Origin of the sequence: Lapidilactobacillus concavus DSM 17758, assembly GCF_001435835.1 — a bacterium.
In the GTDB taxonomy this organism is placed as follows: domain Bacteria; phylum Bacillota; class Bacilli; order Lactobacillales; family Lactobacillaceae; genus Lapidilactobacillus; species Lapidilactobacillus concavus.
Genome location: NZ_AZFX01000004.1, coordinates 1 through 21,057, shown reverse-complemented (window position 1 = coordinate 21,057; position 21,057 = coordinate 1). Strand labels below are relative to the sequence as shown.

General features: G+C 44.4%; 15 protein-coding genes. All 15 read right to left on the bottom strand.

What is annotated here, in order from left to right; genetic code table 11:
- Positions 1 to 25: 25 nt before the first annotated feature.
- Positions 26 to 2,632: a bifunctional acetaldehyde-CoA/alcohol dehydrogenase gene (adhE, locus tag FC15_RS01270; RefSeq protein ID WP_057823141.1), complete on the bottom strand. Its 2,607-nt coding sequence runs from the start codon at positions 2,630 to 2,632 to the stop codon at positions 26 to 28.
- Positions 2,633 to 2,889: 257 nt separating this feature from the next.
- Complete coding sequence (gene yajC, locus FC15_RS01265; protein WP_083479028.1) at positions 2,890 to 3,303, bottom strand: preprotein translocase subunit YajC; 414 nt, start codon at positions 3,301 to 3,303, stop codon at positions 2,890 to 2,892.
- A 76-nt stretch (positions 3,304 to 3,379) separates the two neighbouring features.
- On the bottom strand, positions 3,380 to 4,522 hold the full coding sequence (gene tgt / locus FC15_RS01260) for a tRNA guanosine(34) transglycosylase Tgt (protein WP_057823139.1): 1,143 nt from the start codon (positions 4,520 to 4,522) through the stop codon (positions 3,380 to 3,382).
- Positions 4,523 to 4,791: 269 nt separating this feature from the next.
- Positions 4,792 to 5,823 carry a tRNA preQ1(34) S-adenosylmethionine ribosyltransferase-isomerase QueA gene (gene queA, locus FC15_RS01255; protein ID WP_057823137.1) on the bottom strand — a complete coding sequence of 344 codons (1,032 nt, stop codon included), beginning with the start codon at positions 5,821 to 5,823 and terminating at the stop codon, positions 4,792 to 4,794.
- 22 nt (positions 5,824 to 5,845) lie between these two features.
- The gene (gene ruvB / locus FC15_RS01250) at positions 5,846 to 6,859 is read right to left on the bottom strand and encodes a Holliday junction branch migration DNA helicase RuvB (RefSeq protein WP_057823135.1); all 1,014 of its coding nucleotides are present in this window, start codon (positions 6,857 to 6,859) and stop codon (positions 5,846 to 5,848) included.
- Positions 6,860 to 6,930: 71 nt separating this feature from the next.
- Positions 6,931 to 7,521: a Holliday junction branch migration protein RuvA gene (gene ruvA / locus FC15_RS01245; RefSeq protein ID WP_057823133.1), complete on the bottom strand. Its 591-nt coding sequence runs from the start codon at positions 7,519 to 7,521 to the stop codon at positions 6,931 to 6,933.
- A gap of 108 nt (positions 7,522 to 7,629) precedes the next feature.
- Entirely contained in the window at positions 7,630 to 9,693 is a 2,064-nt protein-coding gene (mutL, locus tag FC15_RS01240) for a DNA mismatch repair endonuclease MutL (protein ID WP_057823131.1), read from the bottom strand.
- A gap of 21 nt (positions 9,694 to 9,714) precedes the next feature.
- Positions 9,715 to 12,306, bottom strand: a complete 2,592-nt coding sequence (gene mutS, locus FC15_RS01235) for a DNA mismatch repair protein MutS (RefSeq protein ID WP_057823129.1) — start codon at positions 12,304 to 12,306, stop codon at positions 9,715 to 9,717.
- A 14-nt stretch (positions 12,307 to 12,320) separates the two neighbouring features.
- Complete coding sequence (locus FC15_RS01230; RefSeq protein WP_057823127.1) at positions 12,321 to 13,121, bottom strand: TIGR00282 family metallophosphoesterase; 801 nt, start codon at positions 13,119 to 13,121, stop codon at positions 12,321 to 12,323.
- Positions 13,122 to 13,335: 214 nt separating this feature from the next.
- The gene (locus FC15_RS01225; protein WP_083479027.1) at positions 13,336 to 15,006 is read right to left on the bottom strand and encodes a malolactic enzyme; all 1,671 of its coding nucleotides are present in this window, start codon (positions 15,004 to 15,006) and stop codon (positions 13,336 to 13,338) included.
- A gap of 286 nt (positions 15,007 to 15,292) precedes the next feature.
- Entirely contained in the window at positions 15,293 to 15,772 is a 480-nt protein-coding gene (locus tag FC15_RS01220) for a hypothetical protein (protein WP_057823125.1), read from the bottom strand.
- A 32-nt stretch (positions 15,773 to 15,804) separates the two neighbouring features.
- Positions 15,805 to 16,677 carry a MucBP domain-containing protein gene (locus FC15_RS01215; RefSeq protein WP_057823123.1) on the bottom strand — a complete coding sequence of 291 codons (873 nt, stop codon included), beginning with the start codon at positions 16,675 to 16,677 and terminating at the stop codon, positions 15,805 to 15,807.
- Between the two features lie 69 nt (positions 16,678 to 16,746).
- Positions 16,747 to 17,673, bottom strand: coding sequence for a hypothetical protein (locus tag FC15_RS01210; RefSeq protein ID WP_057823121.1), 927 nt, complete (start codon positions 17,671 to 17,673; stop codon positions 16,747 to 16,749).
- Positions 17,674 to 18,156: 483 nt separating this feature from the next.
- Positions 18,157 to 19,257 carry a baeRF6 domain-containing protein gene (locus FC15_RS01205; protein WP_057823119.1) on the bottom strand — a complete coding sequence of 367 codons (1,101 nt, stop codon included), beginning with the start codon at positions 19,255 to 19,257 and terminating at the stop codon, positions 18,157 to 18,159.
- A gap of 599 nt (positions 19,258 to 19,856) precedes the next feature.
- On the bottom strand, positions 19,857 to 20,729 hold the full coding sequence (locus FC15_RS01200; protein WP_057823117.1) for an abortive infection family protein: 873 nt from the start codon (positions 20,727 to 20,729) through the stop codon (positions 19,857 to 19,859).
- Positions 20,730 to 21,057 lie beyond the last annotated feature (328 nt).

Here is a 21,057-nt window from a genome sequence, read left to right as displayed (position 1 = left end):
AACCTGGCTTTTCATGTTGCATCAATTATTTAGTTGAGAAACTTGAAACTGGCCCTTCATATTCATCAAGAATAATCTGTTTCATATCAGCAATCAATGGTTCCTTTGGATTCGTGATCGTACAGTTATCCTCGTAAGCTAACTCAGCCAATCGTCCTGCTGCAGCGGTGACTTGAGCCTTAGTAATGCCTTGTTCACGCAAGGACATCTTGATTCCTACACTCTCAGCTAAATCGACAATTGCTTGGATCAAGGCGTCGACGAGTTCTGCCGTTGTGTTCCCCTTAAGGCCGATGTAGCGTGCAATTTCTGCATAATCTTCATCCGCACGGAAGTAGTTATACTTCGCCCAAACTTGGCGTTTCGTTGGCACGAGTGAGTTGTACTTGATAACATGTGGCATTGTAATTGTGATCATACGTCCGTGAGGAAGATGATATTCACCTCCGAGTTTGTGCGCAATTGAATGGTTGATTCCCAACAGAGCATTGGCAAACGCCATACCAGCCATCGTCGAAGCATCATGCATGTTTGCACGTGCCTCTTTATCACCATCCCAGCTCTTCTTCAAGTTTTCAAAAACAAGTTTGGCGGCTTGCAAGCTGAGACCACGTGTATAATGTGACGCCATCGTTGAAACGAAGCTCTCAATTGCGTGACATAACACATCGAGTCCGGAGTCAGCAACAACCGTCTTTGGCACGGTTTCGATGAATTGGCTGTCGACAATAGCCACACTTGGTGTCAACGCATAGTCTGCCAAAGGATACTTGATGCCGGTATCACTGTCGGTAATAACTGCGAATGGGGTTACTTCGGAACCAGTCCCAGATGTTGTTGGAATGCAGACCAACTTCACTTTGTCTAAGTTAGGGAACTTGTATGTCCGTTTACGAATATCTAAGAATTTTTGCTTAGCACCCCAGAATGATGCATCTGGTGCGGTGTAGAATAACCACATTCCTTTTGCGGCATCCATGACAGAACCACCACCGACTGCGATGATCGTATCAGGCTTGAACGAGCGCATCATTTCTGCGCCTTTATAAACAGTGTTGGACGAAGGATCAGACTCAACATCGACGAAGGTTTGGTAGACAACTGGCGTCTCACGGCGATTCAAAGTTTCTTCGACTTTTTTGACGTAGCCTAGTTTCGACATGCCTTGATCACCTACGATAAAAACCCGCTCTAGTCCCGACATCTTCTCAAGATAATTGACTGAGTTTTTTTCAAAATATATTTTTGAAGGCAACTTTACCCACTGCATATTGTTGCGGCGCATTGCGACTGTCTTGATATTTAATAAATCAAAAGTACCGACGTTATGTGAAATCGAGTTATGGCCGTAAGAGCCGCAACCCAAGGTCAATGATGGCAACATGTTATTGTAAAGGTCGCCGATACCACCAACGGTTGATGGCTGGTTCACCAAGATACGTGAAGCATGCATAGCAATTCCGAAGTCAATGCTCAAGTCATCGTCAGTGGTATGAATCGCTGCGGAATGACCCTTACCGCCTAATTCGAGCATCGCTTGGCAAAGTGCAAAGCCATCTTCGTGGTTCTTTGCTTTTAACATCGCCAAAACTGGTGATAATTTTTCACGGGACAATGGGTATTCATCACCGACACCGTCAATTGGCGCAATCAAAACTACCGTGTCTTCTGGTACCTTGATGCCTGCTAAACCAGCAATTTCAACGGCTGAATGCCCAACAATTTTGCCATTAACGGCATGTTTCTCCTTATCGATCACGACGTCTGAAAGGCGTTTAACTTCTTCTTTCGTCGCGATGTAGGCGTGTTGTGCCTTTAATTCGTCGGTAACTTCCTTATAGATCTCCTGATCAACAATAATTGCTTGTTCGGATGCACAAACCATTCCGTTATCGAATGACTTCGATAACAGCACGTCGTTGACGGCTTGCTTGATGTTAGCAGATGCCTCGATGTATGAAGGGACGTTTCCGGGACCAACACCCAAGGCTGGCTTACCAGTTGAATAAGCCGACTTCACCATGCCAGGGCCACCTGTTGCTAAGACAGATGCAACACCCGGATGGTTCATCAGTTTTTGTGTGGCTTCAATACTTGGTGTTGGTACATAGCTTAACGCACCTGCAGGCAACCCCGCCTCTTCAGCAGCCACTCTCAATGAGTCCAGTGCCGCCGCAGAACTTTTCTGTGCACCTGGGTGGAAAGCAAAGATGATTGGATTACGTGTCTTAATCGCGATCAATGCCTTGAACATTGTTGTCGATGTCGGATTAGTTACAGGCGTTACCCCCGCCAAAACACCCAGAGGCTCAGCAATTTTAACTAATTTATGATCTTCATCGCGTTCAATAATTCCGACTGTTTTGTCGTCTTTGATGGCATGCCAGATTTCTTCAGTTGCAAACATATTCTTGACTGCTTTATCTTCATAAACCCCACGGCCAGTCTCTTCAACTGCCATTTTAGCTAGCTTCATATGGTCATTTAAACCCGCAATTGCCATTTGGTGCACAATGTGATCAATCTTTTCTTGATTAAATCCCTCTAAAACATTAAGCGCTTTATTTGCCTTGACAACTAAATCATTGATCATAACTTCAACTTCGTTTGTTTTAGGTTCCGTTTTTAACATGGTGGATCCTCCTCAAAATTTCACATTTTCGTTATCCATTTCACAATAATTATATTACCTTATTTTGATTCATTTGTAAACCCTTTTCCGTGAAATAATTCACGGAAATTTATCAGTACTGCGAAAACGTTGTCATATCAAGGTGCCTACGGCAAACTTTTTTCGTCACGACTGTAATTTCAATTCAACTCATGCCCATAAAAAAAGACGAGCCAATTAATCAGCTCGTCTCGTGCAACTTCAAAGATTCAATTGAATTATTTATCAGAATCCTGATCGTCATCAGCATCGACTGATGGCTCTTCACCAACGGTTGTTTCTTCAACAGTCGTTGTTGTCTCCTCTGGTACTGCGGTTGTCACTGAAGCACCGGGTTTCACGTCGCGGATTGCCGTGCGGTTAAAAGTTAACAGGATGCCGTCAGCGTCGATGACAACTGTGCCGTCTTCAACGTTGATGGTATCGATCACACCATGCAATCCACCGATTGTGACGATAGCATCACCTTTTTTCATGCCATTCAGCATTTGTTGACGTTGGTTCTGTTGTTTCTTACCTGGGCGGATCATTGTGAAGTACATGACCCCAAACATGATCACAATAATGATCAAGAATGAAAAACTTCCGCCGGCACCTGCACCGGCTGCTGCTGCTAATAATAGATTACTCAAATTTACACCTCATCATTTTTAAGTAGATTTAACTAACTATACCTTACCAAAAGCCGGACAAAACTTCCAGTCGGTTTTAGAAATTCTTGGCATTTTCCTTGTTGAAGCCATAGCTCTCGAAAAAAGCTTCCCGGAAGTCTAATAAATTGTCGTCCATGATGGCTTGGCGAACTTGTTTCATCACGTTCAACAAGAAATATAAGTTGTGATATGATGTTAAACGTAAACCGAACGTTTCGTCGGCCTTGATCAAATGACGAACATAAGCACGTGAGAAATTACGGCAAGTGTAGCAATTGCATTGATCATCGATTGGACGAAAATCATGCGCATAGATGGCGTTCTTGACGACGAGACGGCCATGTGAAGTCATGCAGGTGCCATTACGAGCAATTCGAGTTGGCAAGACGCAATCAAACATGTCCACACCGCGAATTACTCCGTCAATCAAGGAATCGGCGGAACCAACTCCCATCAAATAGCGTGGTTTGTTTTCGGGTAATAGTGGCGTCGTAAATTCGAGCATTTCATTCATTTCGGGCTTAGATTCGCCAACGGATAACCCCCCGATTGAATACCCAGGGAAATCCATCGAAACCAAATCAGCGGCGCTCTGCTTCCGCAAATCTTTGAATCCAGCACCTTGAACAATACCAAATAAGCCTTGTGTATCTGGATTACGATGCGCTTTTAGGCCACGTTCAGCCCAACGCGTCGTACGTTCGATTGACTTCTTTACATAGTCATGACTTTCATAATAAGGTGGACATTCGTCGAAACTCATCATGATATCAGGGCCAAGATCATTCTCGATACCGATTGCTTTCTCAGGCGACAGGAATAACTTCTCACCACTCAAGTGACTGCGGAAATGCACCCCCTCCTCAGTGATATCACGAATCTTAGCAAGTGAGAAAACTTGAAAGCCACCAGAATCCGTTAAAATGCCTTTAGGCCAGTTCATGAATTTGTGCAGGCCACCAGCTTCCTTAACGATCTCTTGACCAGGACGTAGCCAAAGATGATAAGTGTTGGCTAGAATCACGCCTGCGCCCATCTCGTCGAGTTCTTCTGGTGCGAGCGATTTAACAGAAGCTTGTGTGCCCACAGGCATAAACATTGGCGTTGGAAAAGTACCGTGTGGGGTAATCAGCTCACCTAAACGCGCGCCAGTATGTTTTTCTTTCTTGATCAAACGGTATTGAATTGGACTAGTCATGCATGATCTTCTTTCTTTAGGTTATTTGGTCGTTCCGTGCGCTCGCCGGATAAATAGGTGTCGCGACAACGCAAAGTGTCAGTGTCGATTGAAATTGAGATGAATCGCATAATCCATCATATTATATCATATCTTAAGGCGTTCTTATGAGAATTGATTTCCAAGTCGTGTTGATCTGTCCTAGCCTTTCCGATTGAGCACTGTTTCAAATCAATGACGACTGCAGACAAAAAGCACGCCGGCTCACTGCCAACATGCTCCCAGTTAAATTATTTGATAAACATTGCGTCACCAAAACTGAAGAAGCGATAACGTTCTTTGATGGCATGTTCGTAGGCATTGAGAATCGTCTCGCGACCCGTAAACGAAGCAACCAGCATCACTAAGGTCGATTTTGGTAAATGGAAGTTGGTAATGAAGGCATCGACCGCTTTCCATTGATAACCTGGTTTGATGAAGATATCCGTCCAACCGCTATCGGCTTGCAGTTCACCGTCAAACTTCGTTGCAACGGTTTCCATCGTCCGGATTGATGTGGTCCCAGTCGCGACGATGCGGCCTCCATTACGATGAACCCCATTCAATGTGTCAGCGGCTTCTTGACTGAATTGATAGAACTCACTGTGCATCTTGTGATCTTCAATATTATCTTCAGAAACGGGGCGGAAGGTTCCCAAGCCAACATGTAGCGTCAAATAAACTAATTTAACCCCCTTCGCTTCGACTTTCTCGAGTAATTCCTTCGTCCAGTGCAAACCAGCAGTTGGCGCAGCAGCAGAACCCAATTCTTTCGAATAAACGGTTTGATAACGTTCAGGGTCATCCAATTTTTCCTTGATGTATGGAGGCAATGGGGTCTCACCTAAGCGTTCGAGGATCTCAAGAAAAATACCATCATAATCGAATTTAATCATACGGCCGCCGTGCTCCAAGATTCTCGTCACGGTCGCAGTCAATTCGCCATCACCAAAAACAACCTTGGTTCCAACATGGGCATGGCGTGCAGGTTTCATCAAAGTTTCCCATTCGTCGCCAACTGTGTTGCGTAACAATAAGACTTCTTCGTGACCACCCGTATCAGCTTTTACGCCATACAGACGTGCAGGCATGACGCGACTGTTGTTCATCACAACCGCGTCACCAGCATGTAATTCATCAATTATATCGTAGAAATGCTTATCCTGCATTTCGCCAGTTTGGTGATCTAACACTAATAAACGTGAGCTATCACGTTTCTCGATGGGTGTCTGGGCGATTAATTCTTGGGGTAGATCATAATCAAAATCTTCTGTGGTTAACATTCTGTATGCCTCTTTTAATGTTTTATTTTTGTTCTGGCATGGGTAAGCCGAGATGGTCATACGCTTGTTTGGTCACCATTCGGCCGCGACTCGTGCGTTTCAAGAATCCTTTTTGCAACAAAAACGGTTCGTACATCGTTTCAACCGTCTCAACGTCTTCACCGATATTAACTGCAATCGTTTTTAGGCCAACTGGACCGCCATCGTATAGCTTGATCATCATTGTCAATAAGCGTCGATCGACTTGATCGAGTCCAGAACGGTCAACTCGGAGTTGAGTCAGGGCTTCGCTAGCGAGTTCTTGCGTGATCTCATCTTGGTCAGAAACTTCCGCAAAATCACGAACACGTTTCAACAAGCGATTCGCCACTCGAGGTGTTCCGCGTGCCCGCAAGGCAACTTCTAAGGCTGCTTCTGGCGTGATTTTGGTATTGAGTACCCCAGCCGAACGCAAGACGATCTCTTGTAAATCCTGCTGCTCATAGTAGTTCAATGCCGCTAAGATTCCGAATCGATCACGCAATGGCGCCGACAATAGGCCTGCACGTGTGGTTGCACCGATCAACGTGAATGGTGGTAATGGATAATGAACCGGATGCGCGGTCGGCCCTTGTCCCACGATAATATCGACGTAGAAATCTTCCATTGCAGAGTAGAGCGTTTCTTCAACGGCTCGTGGTAAACGGTGGATCTCATCAATGAACAAGACATCACCTACCTGCAATTCGCTCAAAACCGACAATAGATCCCCAGCTTTTTCGATAGCGGGTCCGGAAGTGGTTCGCATGTGAACACCTAATTCATTTGCAATCACGAAAGCCATCGTCGTTTTACCTAAGCCAGGTGGTCCGAACAACAGCACGTGATCCATGGCTTCTTCGCGTTGCTTCGCCGCTTTGATATAGATCTCCAATTCCCGCTTAAGCTTATCTTGACCAATATATTCCTTCAGAAAATGTGGTCGCATCGATTTCTCGATGGCTTTTTCATCGTCGTCGATAGTTTGGTCGCTTAAAATTCGTTCGTCGTCTGTCATGGTACACCCCTCCCATCTCTCGTCTTTCGATTGACGCCGCTAAATCAATTAAATCCGATTGGCACATCAGCTTAATGACGCAGTAAATTCAAACCAGCGCGAACATAGCCGTCTGGCCCTTCTAAGTCCAGTTTTTCCAATTTTGGCGTAATTCGATCCAGTTCCTTTGTCGAATAGCCTAGTGCAGCTAGAGCCGCCAAGCCATCTGCAAAATTAGGATCTGTTACGGCTGCCGGTTCAATTGCGTTCGTATGACTCAAGCCATCGGTTACAACCATCTTGTCTTTGAGATCAAGAATGATCTGTTGGGCAGTTTTCTTTCCGACGCCGGGAAACTTCGTTAAGAATTTAACATCGCCATTGGCAATCGCCACTGTCAAGCCATCTTGATCGTTCGCCGCCAGAATTGCCAAAGCACTCTTAGGACCAATACCTGCTACACTCGTCAATTGATCGAATAGGGCTTTTTCAGCCTCGTCTGTGAAACCGTAGAGCACTTGCTCGGTGTCACGAATCACCTGCTCGACGTAAATAAGCGCCGGCTGATCCACAGTATATTGGTAAGGATTACCCACCAATAACTTATAACCAATTCCGTTGACTTCGAGTACGATGAAAGTAGGTTTGACCACCGTCACCATACCGTTCATATATTCATACATGTTGTTCCTCTTTCGACAAGCCTTAATTAGTCAAACTATCTAATCAGCTATTGTATCATAGACCCAACCTGATACTCAAACGCGCCGCTATTCACGCAAAAGTAGTGCCTATTCACCATCCCAATGTTGATGAGGATCCTGAATCCGTTTGAACATTTTGCCTAATTCTTGATCGCTAAAGTGAACCAGAACCGGACGACCGTGTGGGCAGTTGAATGGATTCTCCGCTTTGGAAAGCTCGACCAATAATTGGCGTGCTTGCTCGTCCTCTAAGTGATGATTGGCCTTGATCGACCGTTTGCAACTCATCATGATCGCCGTTTTTTCACGGAATTTAGCGACTGAGATTCGGCCATCGGCAAGGAAATAATCGATCATTTCTTCAATCGTCGCTTGCTCCTGACCGGCTTCGAACCAAGTCGGATGTGTCTGAACGATAAAACTATTATCACCGAAGGGTTCAAGCTGAATGCCAACCTCTTCGAGTAGATTCAAATGCGCCTTGATCTGAATAAAATCAGCAGCCGAATACGTCAATACAATCGGCACCAACAAGTTCTGTTGATCTTCGCTGACACGACCAATTTCTTCACGATAATATTCATACTTAACGCGTTCTTGTGCCGCATGTTGATCAAGGATGTAGAAACCATCTTGACTCTCAGCAATTAGAAAAGTACCGTGGACCTGACCAATGTAACGCAATTCTGGAAAGCGTGGACCTGCAGCTGTCTCAGAATCCGTGCCTGTCTCTAATTCAGTCTGTCCGGCAGAGACTAAAGCTTGCCTTGAGTCCACTGAATCAAAGGCACGCGGATGATCATCCGATGCCAACCAAGCATCCCATTGCTGCAACTTGCTTTCATCCGAAAAAACCGACGCCGAAGTTGTCACATCGGGGATTGGCTCCGCCTGAAACGAGTGAGCTGATGGGGTCATATAAGTCGACGGACGTTCAGAGACCTGTCGTGATGGCATTGAACGATAAGATTGTCGCTGCATCGCACTCGCCTGCTCTAGATCACGATTCAAGGCATCCAAATCGAGAGAAGACGGCGATCTGAACGGTTGATTTTGACCTTTCGATTGCAATTGATTGCTCTGATTTTCTGAATAACCGTGATCTACCTGAACTGGCTGTGTCGTTTGATGACTCTTTAAATTTTCCATCGCATCTGGGATCAGATTCTGCTCTGCCAAGGTGTCACGGACGATTTTCGTCAATAATGCCATTAATTCTGGTTCTTTACTCAAGCGTACTTCGCGTTTTGTTGGGTGGACGTTGACATCCACAAGCAACGGATCCATCGTTATATCGATAATCGCGACTGGATAGCGGCCAACCATTAGTTTTGACCCATAGCCTTCGATCAGTGCCTTATTCAATTGGAAATTACGGATATAACGACCGTTGATCAGTAGTGACAGGTAATTCTTGCTCGCACGTGTGACCGCTGGACGAGAAATATAACCCGCAACCTTAAAATCGAGATCCTCGCCCTGAATCGGTAAGAGTTCCTTTGCTAATTTTAAATCATAAATTCCGGCAATCGTCTGTAACAACTTGCCGTTGCCAACGGTCTGCAGAAGCTGGTGTCCATCATTGACTAAAGTGAGCGCGATTGCTGGATAGCTCAGTGCGATCCGGTTCACGATGTCGGCAACGTGTGAGAGTTCCGTCGAAATCGACTTCAGATACTTTAATCGAGCCGGCGTGTTGTAGAAGAGATCTTTGACCGTCATCGTGCTTCCTTTAGGATGAGCGGCTGTTGCCATTTCCGACTGATTCTCAGAAATCTTCAGTTCACGACCGCTCTCAGGATCACCGGTACTTGTTTTCAGATCAACATGGGCCACGGCGGCAATACTAGCTAAGGCTTCACCGCGGAATCCTAAAGAATGTACGCGGAACAAGTCTTCACGTGAGGAAATCTTGCTGGTCGTGTGTCTTAAAAAAGCAATCTCGAGATCATCTGGTGCAAATCCCGAGCCATTGTCAATCACTTGAATCTCAGTTAAGCCGGCATCTTTCAGAAAAATCTGAATTTGAGTCGCCCCAGCATCCACCGCATTTTCAACGAGTTCTTTGACGACCGAAGCAGGCCGTTCGATAACTTCCCCAGCGGCAATCTGATTACTCAGCAATTCTGATAACTGATGTATTTTTCCCATGCGTTGAACTCGCCTCCTCGCTTAGTCTAGAGATTCTTGCCACTGATTAATTAGATTCATCGCTTCCAGTGGCGTTAACTTCATTAAATTCGTGCCCTTCACTTGGTCGATTAAACTTTGAACTTGTTCAGGCAACTGGTTGGGTGTTGCTGCTTCTGGTTCGGGGGATTCCGCAATTTGAAACAAAGGTAATTGCTCTGTTAACGGTAATGTTTCGTTCACCAACCCGTTACTATCCGCCTCCAACACATTCAGAACTTGTGCAGCGTGCTGGGTCACTTGATTGGGTAGACCCGCCAATTTTGCAACGTGGATCCCATAAGATTTATCTGCAGGGCCAGGCAATAATTGATGGAGAAAAATCAACTTGCCGTTCTCTTCGGTGGCACCAACATGGACGTTTTTCAATTGCTTCAAACGATCAGCTAATTGCGTTAATTCATGATAATGAGTCGAAAACAGCGTCTTGGCACCGAGATGGTCATGAATGTATTCAATAATCGCATCAGCCAAAGCAATCCCGTCGTAAGTCGCCGTTCCCCGACCTAATTCGTCGAACAAGAGTAGACTATGACGCGTCCCGTGTAGCAGGGCGTCATTAGCCTCTTTCATTTCAACCATGAAAGTACTCTCGCCAGAGATCAAGTCATCTGCAGCACCGATCCGTGTGAAAATCTGGTCAAAAATTGGCAACGTTGCTTTTTCAGCAGGAACAAAACAGCCAATCTGAGCCATCACGACGATCAATCCCAATTGACGCATGTAGGTGCTTTTACCCGACATATTGGGACCGGTAATCAAAAGGATATTCGTGTCTGCCTTCATAATCACCGAATTAGGAATATAGGCGTTGGCGGGCAAAACTTTCTCAACGACTGGATGGCGACCATTGATGACCTCAATGTCCTGTGATTGGGTGGACAATTGTGGCCGAACGTAATGACCAGCCTCACTAACCACCGCAAATCCCTGTAAAACATCGAGCGTTGCAATTTGTTTTGCTAAATCTTGAATTCGGCCAGTCTGCGCCTTAACCTGATCCCGCACTTCAACAAACAGTTGGTATTCAAGCTCGGTTGACTTCTCACGTGCCTGCAGAATCAAGGCTTCACGATCTTTCAATTCAGGCGTGATGTAGCGTTCTGCATTTGTCAACGTCTGTTTACGTTGATAACGATCGGTTGGCACTAACTTTTTATTGGCATTGGTCACTTCAATATAATAGCCAAAAACGCGATTGTACCCGACTTTCAACGTGGAGATTCCAGTCTTCTTCCGCTCTTCAGCCGCCATTTCGGCCAGCCAACTCTGACCGTCCGTCATAGCGGAACGATACTGATCGAGTTGTTGATTGAATCCGGGTTTGATCACATTGCCATCGGTAATCGAAACCGGCGTTTCTTCGTCGATTGCTGCACCAATCAACTCACGAACATCCGCGAGTTCATCGAGATCCTGTCCCATTTTTTGTAACGTTGGTTCTGGCAACTCTTCAAGCACGGACTTGATGGTTGGAATCTGGCTGATCGAATTCAGTAGCTGGATCAAGTCGCGTCCATTCGCGCTCCCAAAAGCAATTCGGCCAGCCAATCGTTCAAGATCGTAAACCTTTTGGAGGGCTTGTTGCAGCGTTGCCCGTTCAAAATAATGATCGATCAAGATTGCCACGACTTCTTGACGCTGGTTCAACTGTTGTTCATTCAACAATGGTCGATTGAGCCATTGCTTGAGCAAGCGACCACCCATCGCCGTCTTAGTACGATCCAGCAACCAAAGCAGTGTCCCCTCGCGCTTAGCCGTTCGCAACGATTCGAACAGCTCAAGATTCGCCTTTGCACTATGATTCATTCTTAAATATTGGTTGATCTCATAAGACTCCGCCTGTTGCAGATGACTCAGCGAGCGTTTCTGCGTACTCAACAAATAGCTGATCAAAATCTTTAAAGCCGCTAATTCACCCGGATGCGTCGTTTTCTGGGCAACAAAATGGAACTCACTAGAATCACTCAATTTCTTATTTTGAGACAGCATGATGCCTAGTGCTTCGATGCGTTGATGCGCCTCTGACGATAGTTGGTCATCCACCACAACTTCCTTGGTGTTCAAGTTGAGCAACTCATTGACGACTTCTTCAAACGTCTTCAAAGTCGTCGTGCGCACTTCACCCGTCGTTAGGTCTGAATAAGCCAAGGCAAAAATCGTCTGGTATTTCGTCACCGCCGTCAAATAATTATTCTGTTTAGCCGTGCTCGCGTTCTGATCCATCATGGTTCCAGGCGTGATCAGCTGAATCACCTCACGCTTAACCATGCCCTTGGCCAACTTCGGATCCTCAACTTGTTCGCAGATTGCGACCTTGTAGCCTTTTTCAATTAAAATATCGATATAATTCTGCGCTGCATGATGTGGCACCCCACACATGGGGATTGGATCCTGTGCGCTCTTATTGCGGGCAGTCAGCGTCAGTTCGAGTAATTGCGAGCCCTTAATGGCATCATCATTGAAAAGTTCATAAAAATCACCAATACGATAAAACAAAAAAGCATCTTGATAATCTTTCTTGATTGCCAAGTATTGCTGCATCATTGGTGTATCTTTAGTTGTTTGTGGCATAAAATGACCGACTCCTAATCTATGAAAGGATGATCTGGGGAAATATGGATCAGCTCAATGTGTTTGGCCTGATTCGTCTGCTCACTAAAATCAATGACACAGCCGTTAATTTGTCCCGGGCCTTGAGCTGGGGTCTCGAAGCGAACGGGACGATGCGTATGAAAACGCTCGATGACTTTTCCTTTAGTCATCCCGAGTATTTCGTTGTATGGGCCAGTCATTCCGGCATCCGTCAAATAAGCCGTTCCTGCCGGCAAGATTCTGGCATCATTCGTTTGCACATGCGTATGCGTGCCGACCACAGCGGAAACACGACCATCGACGGACCAAGCAAAGCCCAGTTTCTCACTGGTGGTTTCGGCATGAAAGTCGACAAAGATATATTGACATTGATCCTTGATCTCAGCGTAGATTTCTTCAAATTTTGCGAACGGATCATCAATCGCGTCTAAGAAAACACGCCCTTGCAGATTGATCACGCCCACGGTGATCTGGTTCACTTTGATCAAGACGAATCCCTTACCTGGCGTGTAGTTTGCAGGATAATTAGCGGGTCGTATCAACTTATTCGCGTCATCAATGAAGTCGTAGAGCTCATCCTTATCAAACGTATGGTTGCCCATCGTGACAACATCAGCACCCGAAGTCAGAATCAACTTATAGAGCGCACGCGTGATTCCTTTTCCGTTTGCAATATTTTCACCGTTCACAATCGTTAATTGTGGCCGGAACTTTGCCTTGATTTTCGGTAAATAATCCGTCAACATCTCTTGACCAATTGGCCCCATCACATCACCAATAAAAACAATTCGCATGACCTACCCCTTTTCATTAACCCTCATTTTATCATAAGTAGACCTAGATTTCAGGGGTCAGATCACAGTCATTTTTGGCCCAACGTCAAAACCGCCATCTCCTCCAAACAGGCGATGACGGTTTTACAGAACTTATCTTCTAAACAACACGTGGATTAAAAATATTTCGGTTACGATTGCGATTGACGCGCAAAGGTCGGAATTGTCATCCCCCTCACGATTGGTACGCTGGTACCCACTTCAGATTTGTGACTGCTGCCGACACATCCTCGATAGGTTCTCGATTCAATTGTTGTGCCACCGCGCTTTGAGCCACGGCTTCAGCAACGGTCTGTGAAAACTCGGCCAGCTTCGAAACGGGAGGTAAGACTGCAGCACCTGGCTGGCTGGCGTCAACGATGCCTCCTAATGAATGAGCTGCCGCGGAGATCATCGCATTATTCAAGCGTGTCGCCGTTGCGGCTAACGTCCCTAACCCTAATCCGGGATAGACCAGTGCGTTGTTTGCTTGGCCAATTTGAAAAGTAATGCCACGATAAACAACATCTGCTGCAGGGATTCCCGTGGCAACCAATGCCCGACCGTCCGTCCAAGCAATCAGATCTGCGGCTTTCGCCTCGGCGAGTTTAGTGGGATTAGACAATGGGAAAATAATTGGGCGCGCAGTATGAGCAGCCATTTCCTTGACAATTTCTTCGGTGAACGTCCCTGGTTGCGTCGAAGTTCCTACTAAAATCGTCGGATGAACCGCCTGAGCAACGGCTTTTAAATTCGTTAATTCAGTGGCATGACTGAATTCAGAACGATCGCGCGCAAATAGCTGCTGTTCCGGGGTCAAAGTAGGATCATCCGCAAACAAGAGCCCCTGTTTATCGACAAGATAAAAATGTTGACGCGCTTCGTCAGGTGCCAATCCCTGCGCAACCATTTCTGCAAAAATACGTTGAACAATGCCGGCGCCTGCAGTTCCGGCACCAAATGACAGGTAGATTTGATCGGTGATTTTTTGCTTAGAGATTTGTAACGCGCCAAGAATCCCAGCAAGCACAATGATCCCAGTGCCTTGAATGTCATCATTAAAAGTCGTGATTTTCTCTTGATAACGATTCAAGATATTTGCGGCATTGCTACGGCCGAAATCTTCCCAATGTAAATACAATTCAGGGAATAAAGCTTCTGCGGATTCGACAAAATGATCCACAAATTCATCATAACGATGACCACGGACGCGGGGATGACGATTGCCTAGATAAAGTGGATCATCCAAAAGGGTCTGATTATTAGTGCCTGCGTCTAAAACCACGGGCAAGACAGAACTTGGATCGATACCAGCAGCGACGGTGTAGACCATCAACTTACCAACGGCAATATCAACACCATTTGTGCCCCAATCACCGATTCCAAGAATACCTTCTGCATCGGTCACGACAATCAATTTAATCTGACGACCACCAGCAGCGTTACGCAAGGTCTCGGCAATGGTGGCGTCATCTTCATCGATCGACAAGAAAGCCGCACCTTGCGATTGTATGTAGAGCTCGCTGTAATTCTCAATGGTCTCAGCAATTGTTGGATCATAAACGATTGGCATGAACTCCACCGTGTGCTGGCTAAACAATTTGTAGAAAAGCACGCGATTCGTGTTGAAAATTTCCATTAAGAATAAGTGCTTCTCTAAATCGGTTGACTTCGATTGGAATTGGTCATAGCTTTGGGCGACTTGTTGGTCCAGCGTTTGCACAACGGGGGGCACTAACCCAGTCAACCCGAGTGCCTTGCGCTCCGCTCTGGTGAAGGCAGTCCCCTTGTTCAAAAACGGATCATTTAAAATATTTTGTGGTGTTATCATCTTGACTTGCTCCTTCTGTCTCTTTTCAATTGGCATATCTTCGAGTCACCGTTGAGGAGATTGGCGTTGCTGATTAGATAGCCGAAAATTTAGGCAAATAGCGAATAAAATTAGTCTACACGCTAATCAACAGAATAGTCAAACGACTTAGTTGTGGTAAAGCGGTTAGACTAACAGTAAAGCCCGCCAGTCAACCGATGTCAACAACACTAAAGTGAAACTGCCAAGTCAAGGCATGTTTTCTAGCTAATCAAGATGATCAATCGTTTAACTCACACTGCGACTTTTGAACTGGTCGCACAACTTGCCGATCCGAATTTATCTAGAGGCGACAATCGATCTCACTCTCGATTATTCTTGACGGCGTCCCACTGATAGCCCGAACCCATCGTATACGAAAAGCGATGGTTACCTTGAAAGGTATCGACGTAAAAACCCTTGTCATTCGCACCGCTTCAATTTCTTTATTAACATTCTTTGTGGCAAACATGATGTGTTCTCCACCATTTTTCCATGTTGCTTCTTTGATGAGCCGTCTCTGCTTGGTTAGTTTAAATTTGGTTTTCATACTGCGAATCACATTATTATTGGTTGCACTCAAATGATTATCTGGTGACTGATCGACCCCGCTACCGAATGTCGTTGGTGCAACTAACGGCACCCCTTCGTTGAAAGAAGGATTGAGCTGAGTCCTGACACCAATATAAATGGTCTGTTGATCAACCGTCTGATCCAGCGTAGCCACCTGATTATGAACCAATGGCGGTCTAGCCTGACTCGTTGTCGTTTTTGCTGTTTCCAACCGACTCTGATCGTGCTTTGTGGGGCGTGAATCTATCTGAGTCTGTTGTAAAAAAGTGCTCGTCGGTAATTCGTCTGCACCATCTTAGCCGTCACCAACCCACTCGCATCAAAATTGGTCTGACTAAACTGATGACCAAGCTCACGATCAACTTGAACGGCACCGGTTGAGCTTGTCTGGATCCGATAAGTTTCGCTATTCGAAAAAGTTAATCCATAATCTTGTCCGTAACCCAACACAATATTCTTATCTGGTGCCTGTGAGTGACCCGTCCCCACTGTCATGGCAATTTGCGGTGCCTCCAGGTCATACTGAATGGTAAAACCCGACTCATTGGCATATTGCTGTGAGACCGACCGGACGCGCTGCGGATCATCCTTACGAACCAGCAAGCTGGCCTGATTACCGATATCTAACCACTGACCCGTCGTCCGTTTGAAATAATAGACGACTTCAATCGGCTTTTCAGTCACCACACCGTTCGCGTTTTCAGGCAGACGACTGGTATCAACAGTATAGAGATCATCGTAATCACTCGCTTCCGTGGTATATGTATCACCATAGAACCCCTCAACATATAACTGATCTAGAACCTGGCCGTCTTCCAATAGATACTTTGTATGGACGATAAAAGGATCCGGATCGAAGTAAAAAGTCGCCGTCCCCGTTTCATGCTTGAGCACACCACTCGTTTGAACATCAGCTTTTGGATTGTACGTGTACCCCGTTGGTTTCGCCACTGGTGCCTTCAACTGATAACTAATTTTTCGCGTTTTTTTATCAAAATTGATCTGGTAATCACGACTCGGTAGCGCCACGCCGGTGTCATTGATGATTTTGGCCGTTTGATAATTGACCCCTGCTGGCAAAGTCAGTGTTGATTGCCACTTTTGATACGGCGTCATCAGATCTAAGTTAAGCTGATTAACTGGTTGCGCAAGATCTTAGGTGATCACATCCGCGCCTTGCACCGATTACCCGCCGATATCCTGCTCGTGACGCTTTACGGTCAATGTCGGCTGATGAAGCGTGGCCGACCCAAAAGTCATCGTGCTCGGCATGAACATTGGCGTATACCAGTAATCATTGACCATGTAACGACCATTGCCATAGGTAAAGCTGATTGTCTGCCCGTGTACGCCAAAAGTCGCGGCTGTAGAAGAATTATAAGGCCAGCCATTGGGTTGTGAAAGTTGCCCAGCCATGACTAGCTGTGAATGATCTAAAGGATTTTTAATCTGACGCACAATTGAGTTTTCGACACGGTAAATCGGACCACTTCCTTGATACGCAACATATTCAAACCCCTTTGTCGAATGAGTTACGGGACCGTCCAGACTAGAGAGCGTTAAGAATGAATCTTGAATATCGATTGGCTGTTGCGTCTTCAAGTCGAAAAACTGATAACTGACGGTTAATTGTTCGGCAGTAATTAGCGAAACACCATCACTCATACTGTGCCAGATTCGAAACGAAACATCTCTAGGATCATCATGAAATCGGTGGGCATCTCCGTGTAATTTGATGGCACTAATGACCATCTTGGCCGAAATTGGTTTGCCTAGATAATAACCCACCTGTCCATAAGTTGCCGTAATCGTATCAGTGGATTGCACGTTTTTGACAATAACATCCTGCAAGGTCGCATTATTACTGAGATGAAGACGCGCCCCAGCATTACTTGTAAGACTTATCAACGCATGATTGTTAGTCATCAGCAGCAATTGATTTGTCAGTGGCAAGTTCCCTCCATTGCCTGGCAGAACCTGAACAGAATCATCATTCGCCGCCTGCACGACTTGCGGAAGTTGCGGCGACGCCAAAAGGGTCTGATCAGAAAACACCAGACCCAAGAATAGTACCCCGACACTAATAAATTCACCCAACTTCGTCGATTTCAACAGAATCCCCCCGGATCATTGAACAATCTCAATTAACATTGCGCAAATCTTATCATAAGTGATTTGAAAGTACAACGACCCGTCATCCTCTGAATCGACCGCAACAACACGTTTGAATCAAATACGCATCCTCACGGAATTCGGATCAAAACCGTTAGCTTGAGCTGAGGTTATCGAGATAGCTAACCTTGTTAGTAAGCTTAAATGAAACCGCAAGATGCGATAAATGGCTGCCTTTATCGTTATTCAAATGGCCAACTGAAACCATTAAACGAAAAATAAAAGTTCTAAAACGGGACAGCAATGACTTTTGAAACTCTAATAAATTCTTCACGCGCATTTCATTAATTGACAATTAAAAAAGCACAGTTGCCGAAACAAATGTGCAAACAAAATTCTTCACGAATACGATTTGACAAAGACCAACAAAAAATGCCGTCCGCTAGACTATCTAGCTGAGACGGCATGATCTCTTGATCTTTACTAGGAATAGCGAAGAATCGCCACTACAGGCTCTTCACCTGGATAATCATCCTCTGGGAAAATTCTGACTTTCCCCCGGTAACGCAGAACTTGATCACTCAATTCAAGCAACCACGTCGATAAATCATGATCGATCTGATTCTGGTTAATGATCAACGTATCGATTTTACCAAACCGAGCTGCCTCTAATATTTCTGAATGATCACTTAGCGCTAATTGCTGACTGCGTGCCGTATCATAGCGTTCTTTTAGAATATTCAGCAATCCTGATTGCCACTGCACCTTAATGAGCGGGTCAATCTCTGTTGCCAATTCCTGCAAACTAAGATTTAACGGCGATTTTTGCACACTGAGATTTTCTGATAGGTATGGAGTTTTACAGATTTCACGGAAAAGGCTCTGATTTTCTGGTAATGCAAACAGCACAACGGCACGTTTACGCTCAGCAATCACACGATTCAGATAATCAGCGACTGCTTGGTAATAGTTGCGATGGTCAATCTCCTTTTCGGCATCTAAGGTGTTATGGCCGTGATAGCCGGCCCCACCGCCTTGACCATTTGTAAAGGAGCGGAAATTGGTCTCACCACCGCTTTTCTCAGTTCCTAGGGCCTTCTGTAGGTCACTTGGCGCATCTTCAGCCAATTCAAGCGCCTTAACACTGCCAGCATTGACTTCAAAAAGCTTGAACGAGTCTTGGTTGAGTGCCAGCAGGTCAAAATTAACGATGCGCTGTTGTGCCACAATTTGTGGTAGTAAATTCGGCCAGTCACAGACACTAACTTGTGGCTCAACTTCGATATTAAGCGGTAGCACAATTTGTTGCGTCTCACTCAAAATCACGCCAAAACTCATTGGCAATTCTTTGTTGTCATCAAATAGTATCTCGAGTTGCTGAGACATTCGTTGACTGAACTTTTCCCAGTCTAATTGCGAATAATTCGCACCAAACTGCTCAGCCGCCGTTTTTTGCAATTGTTTTAAGACCAAACGATTTTTGTCATTCATCGGATTCTTATCAACTGGAAAATAGAGCGAAATAAATGGTCCCTTATCGAGTTCTTCGAGTAACGTCTTCAAATCAGTCAGAGTTGTTTGCATATGCTACCTCCTTAGTAAATTCCTATCACTTTATATATATCAAGCGTATCATGGTACCGAACAAGGTTTCCACTTTGCGGTTCGATAATCAAATGATTAGATGATTGTTTATGACATACAGCGAGAGGCAGTAAAAAAGAGCATCTATTCCAATGAAGGTATAAATGCTTCAAGATTTCTATCAACTTCGATTGACGAAGAACTTTAAAAACAGCCAATTCAAAATCTCGTACATTTTTTCGTGCGTAAGCGTACAAAAAAAAGACGCTTTCCAAAAATCGGAAAGTGCCTGAAACGTTGATATATCTGAATATTAACGTTTTGAGAATTGTGAAGTTTTACGAGCTTTCTTAAGACCTGTCTTTAAGGTCCTAGGTTTTACTGTATATTAAAAAGTTATAGAATCAACGTTTATACAAAGATAAATTTAAAAAATTTGAATGAAATTGAATTAATTTGATAAATTGGTACCAAAATTGGTACCAATTATTCGCACGTGAGGCTTAAATCTTTTCGTTCAACTGAACTATAAAGGCAAATGATGATTAATTGTTTGTCTTTTTTAATTGGAATTGAAAGTTTCAATAGTTTAAAGCCAACTACAAGGAACCCTCAAACGCAGATATTGTAATGATCATTCCAATATTAAGTTTCTGCACTAAAATACTATAAAACTTATCGTGCACATTTGAATAGTATTGAAACTCATTTTCGCTAATTTGTCGTTCATACTCGGTATCATTCGGTAGATAATCTGACACATGATTCCAAATGAATTCGCTATCAATAGCAGTTTGCAACTCGAACTTTTTAAAATTTATCGTAATAGATTCAATTATCCCGTCAATCAACTCAAAAGATATATTCCAAACATCATCATCAATTACGTATCTATTTGGACGAGATTTTGCATTCGAACTATACGGCTTCATACTAGGCTCAGGTGTGATAAAACTACCCACAACATTTTCTTTGTCCGGATATTTATACCGATGTAAAAGTTCCAACATCGTTGTGGTAAGATCTTCACTAATTTCCATAACTAACAACGCTTCTACCTCTGAGGGAGGGTTACTACGAATTCGGCCTCCGTGATTTGAAGATGAATCATTTCTTAAATCCGAGATAGATGCAATTAGGCTAGCCGCATCACGAATTATTTGACGTGACTTTTCAAAATTAGGTAGTTGATTTTCAAAAAGTTCAAGGGTATGGATAGCCCCATCATACATGTTAATTGTGAAGTCCGAATGGCCTTTCCTACCAAATTCAACTGCTAACTCTTTACCCGTTGCTGCATGAAAAACATATGCACAAGTTGATTCAAGCATTGTCTTTGCCATTGAAATTGCATCACCATAACGTTCTTGATTATATGCTATTAACATATCGTGAGATTTTTCTTGAATTGAACCGGATAAAAACGCATCGGCTCGATATCTAAAATCAGTATAGTCATTTCTACTTCTCATTATTTTCCCCCATGGTGTTATGCCAATCAATGATATACCCATTCAGCTTCGAACAATCACAGTATTAGGGCCTATCGTTAAGTATTAAGCAATATGAATCTATATATGGAAAGTAAAAATCCATATACAGTGTGAGCGAGATGTACACCAAGTATCAAGAAATTTCTGATTATTGATGTGTTAACTACTAGATAGATCAAAAATTGGTCTACCTTGTTTAACCTTGATATTTATGGACTCTCAAATAAAGATAAGATTTGTCGAACAAGAATGTGCTCCTATCCTAGTATTTGGTACATAAATTTCTGAACAGTTGTGCCATAATTAA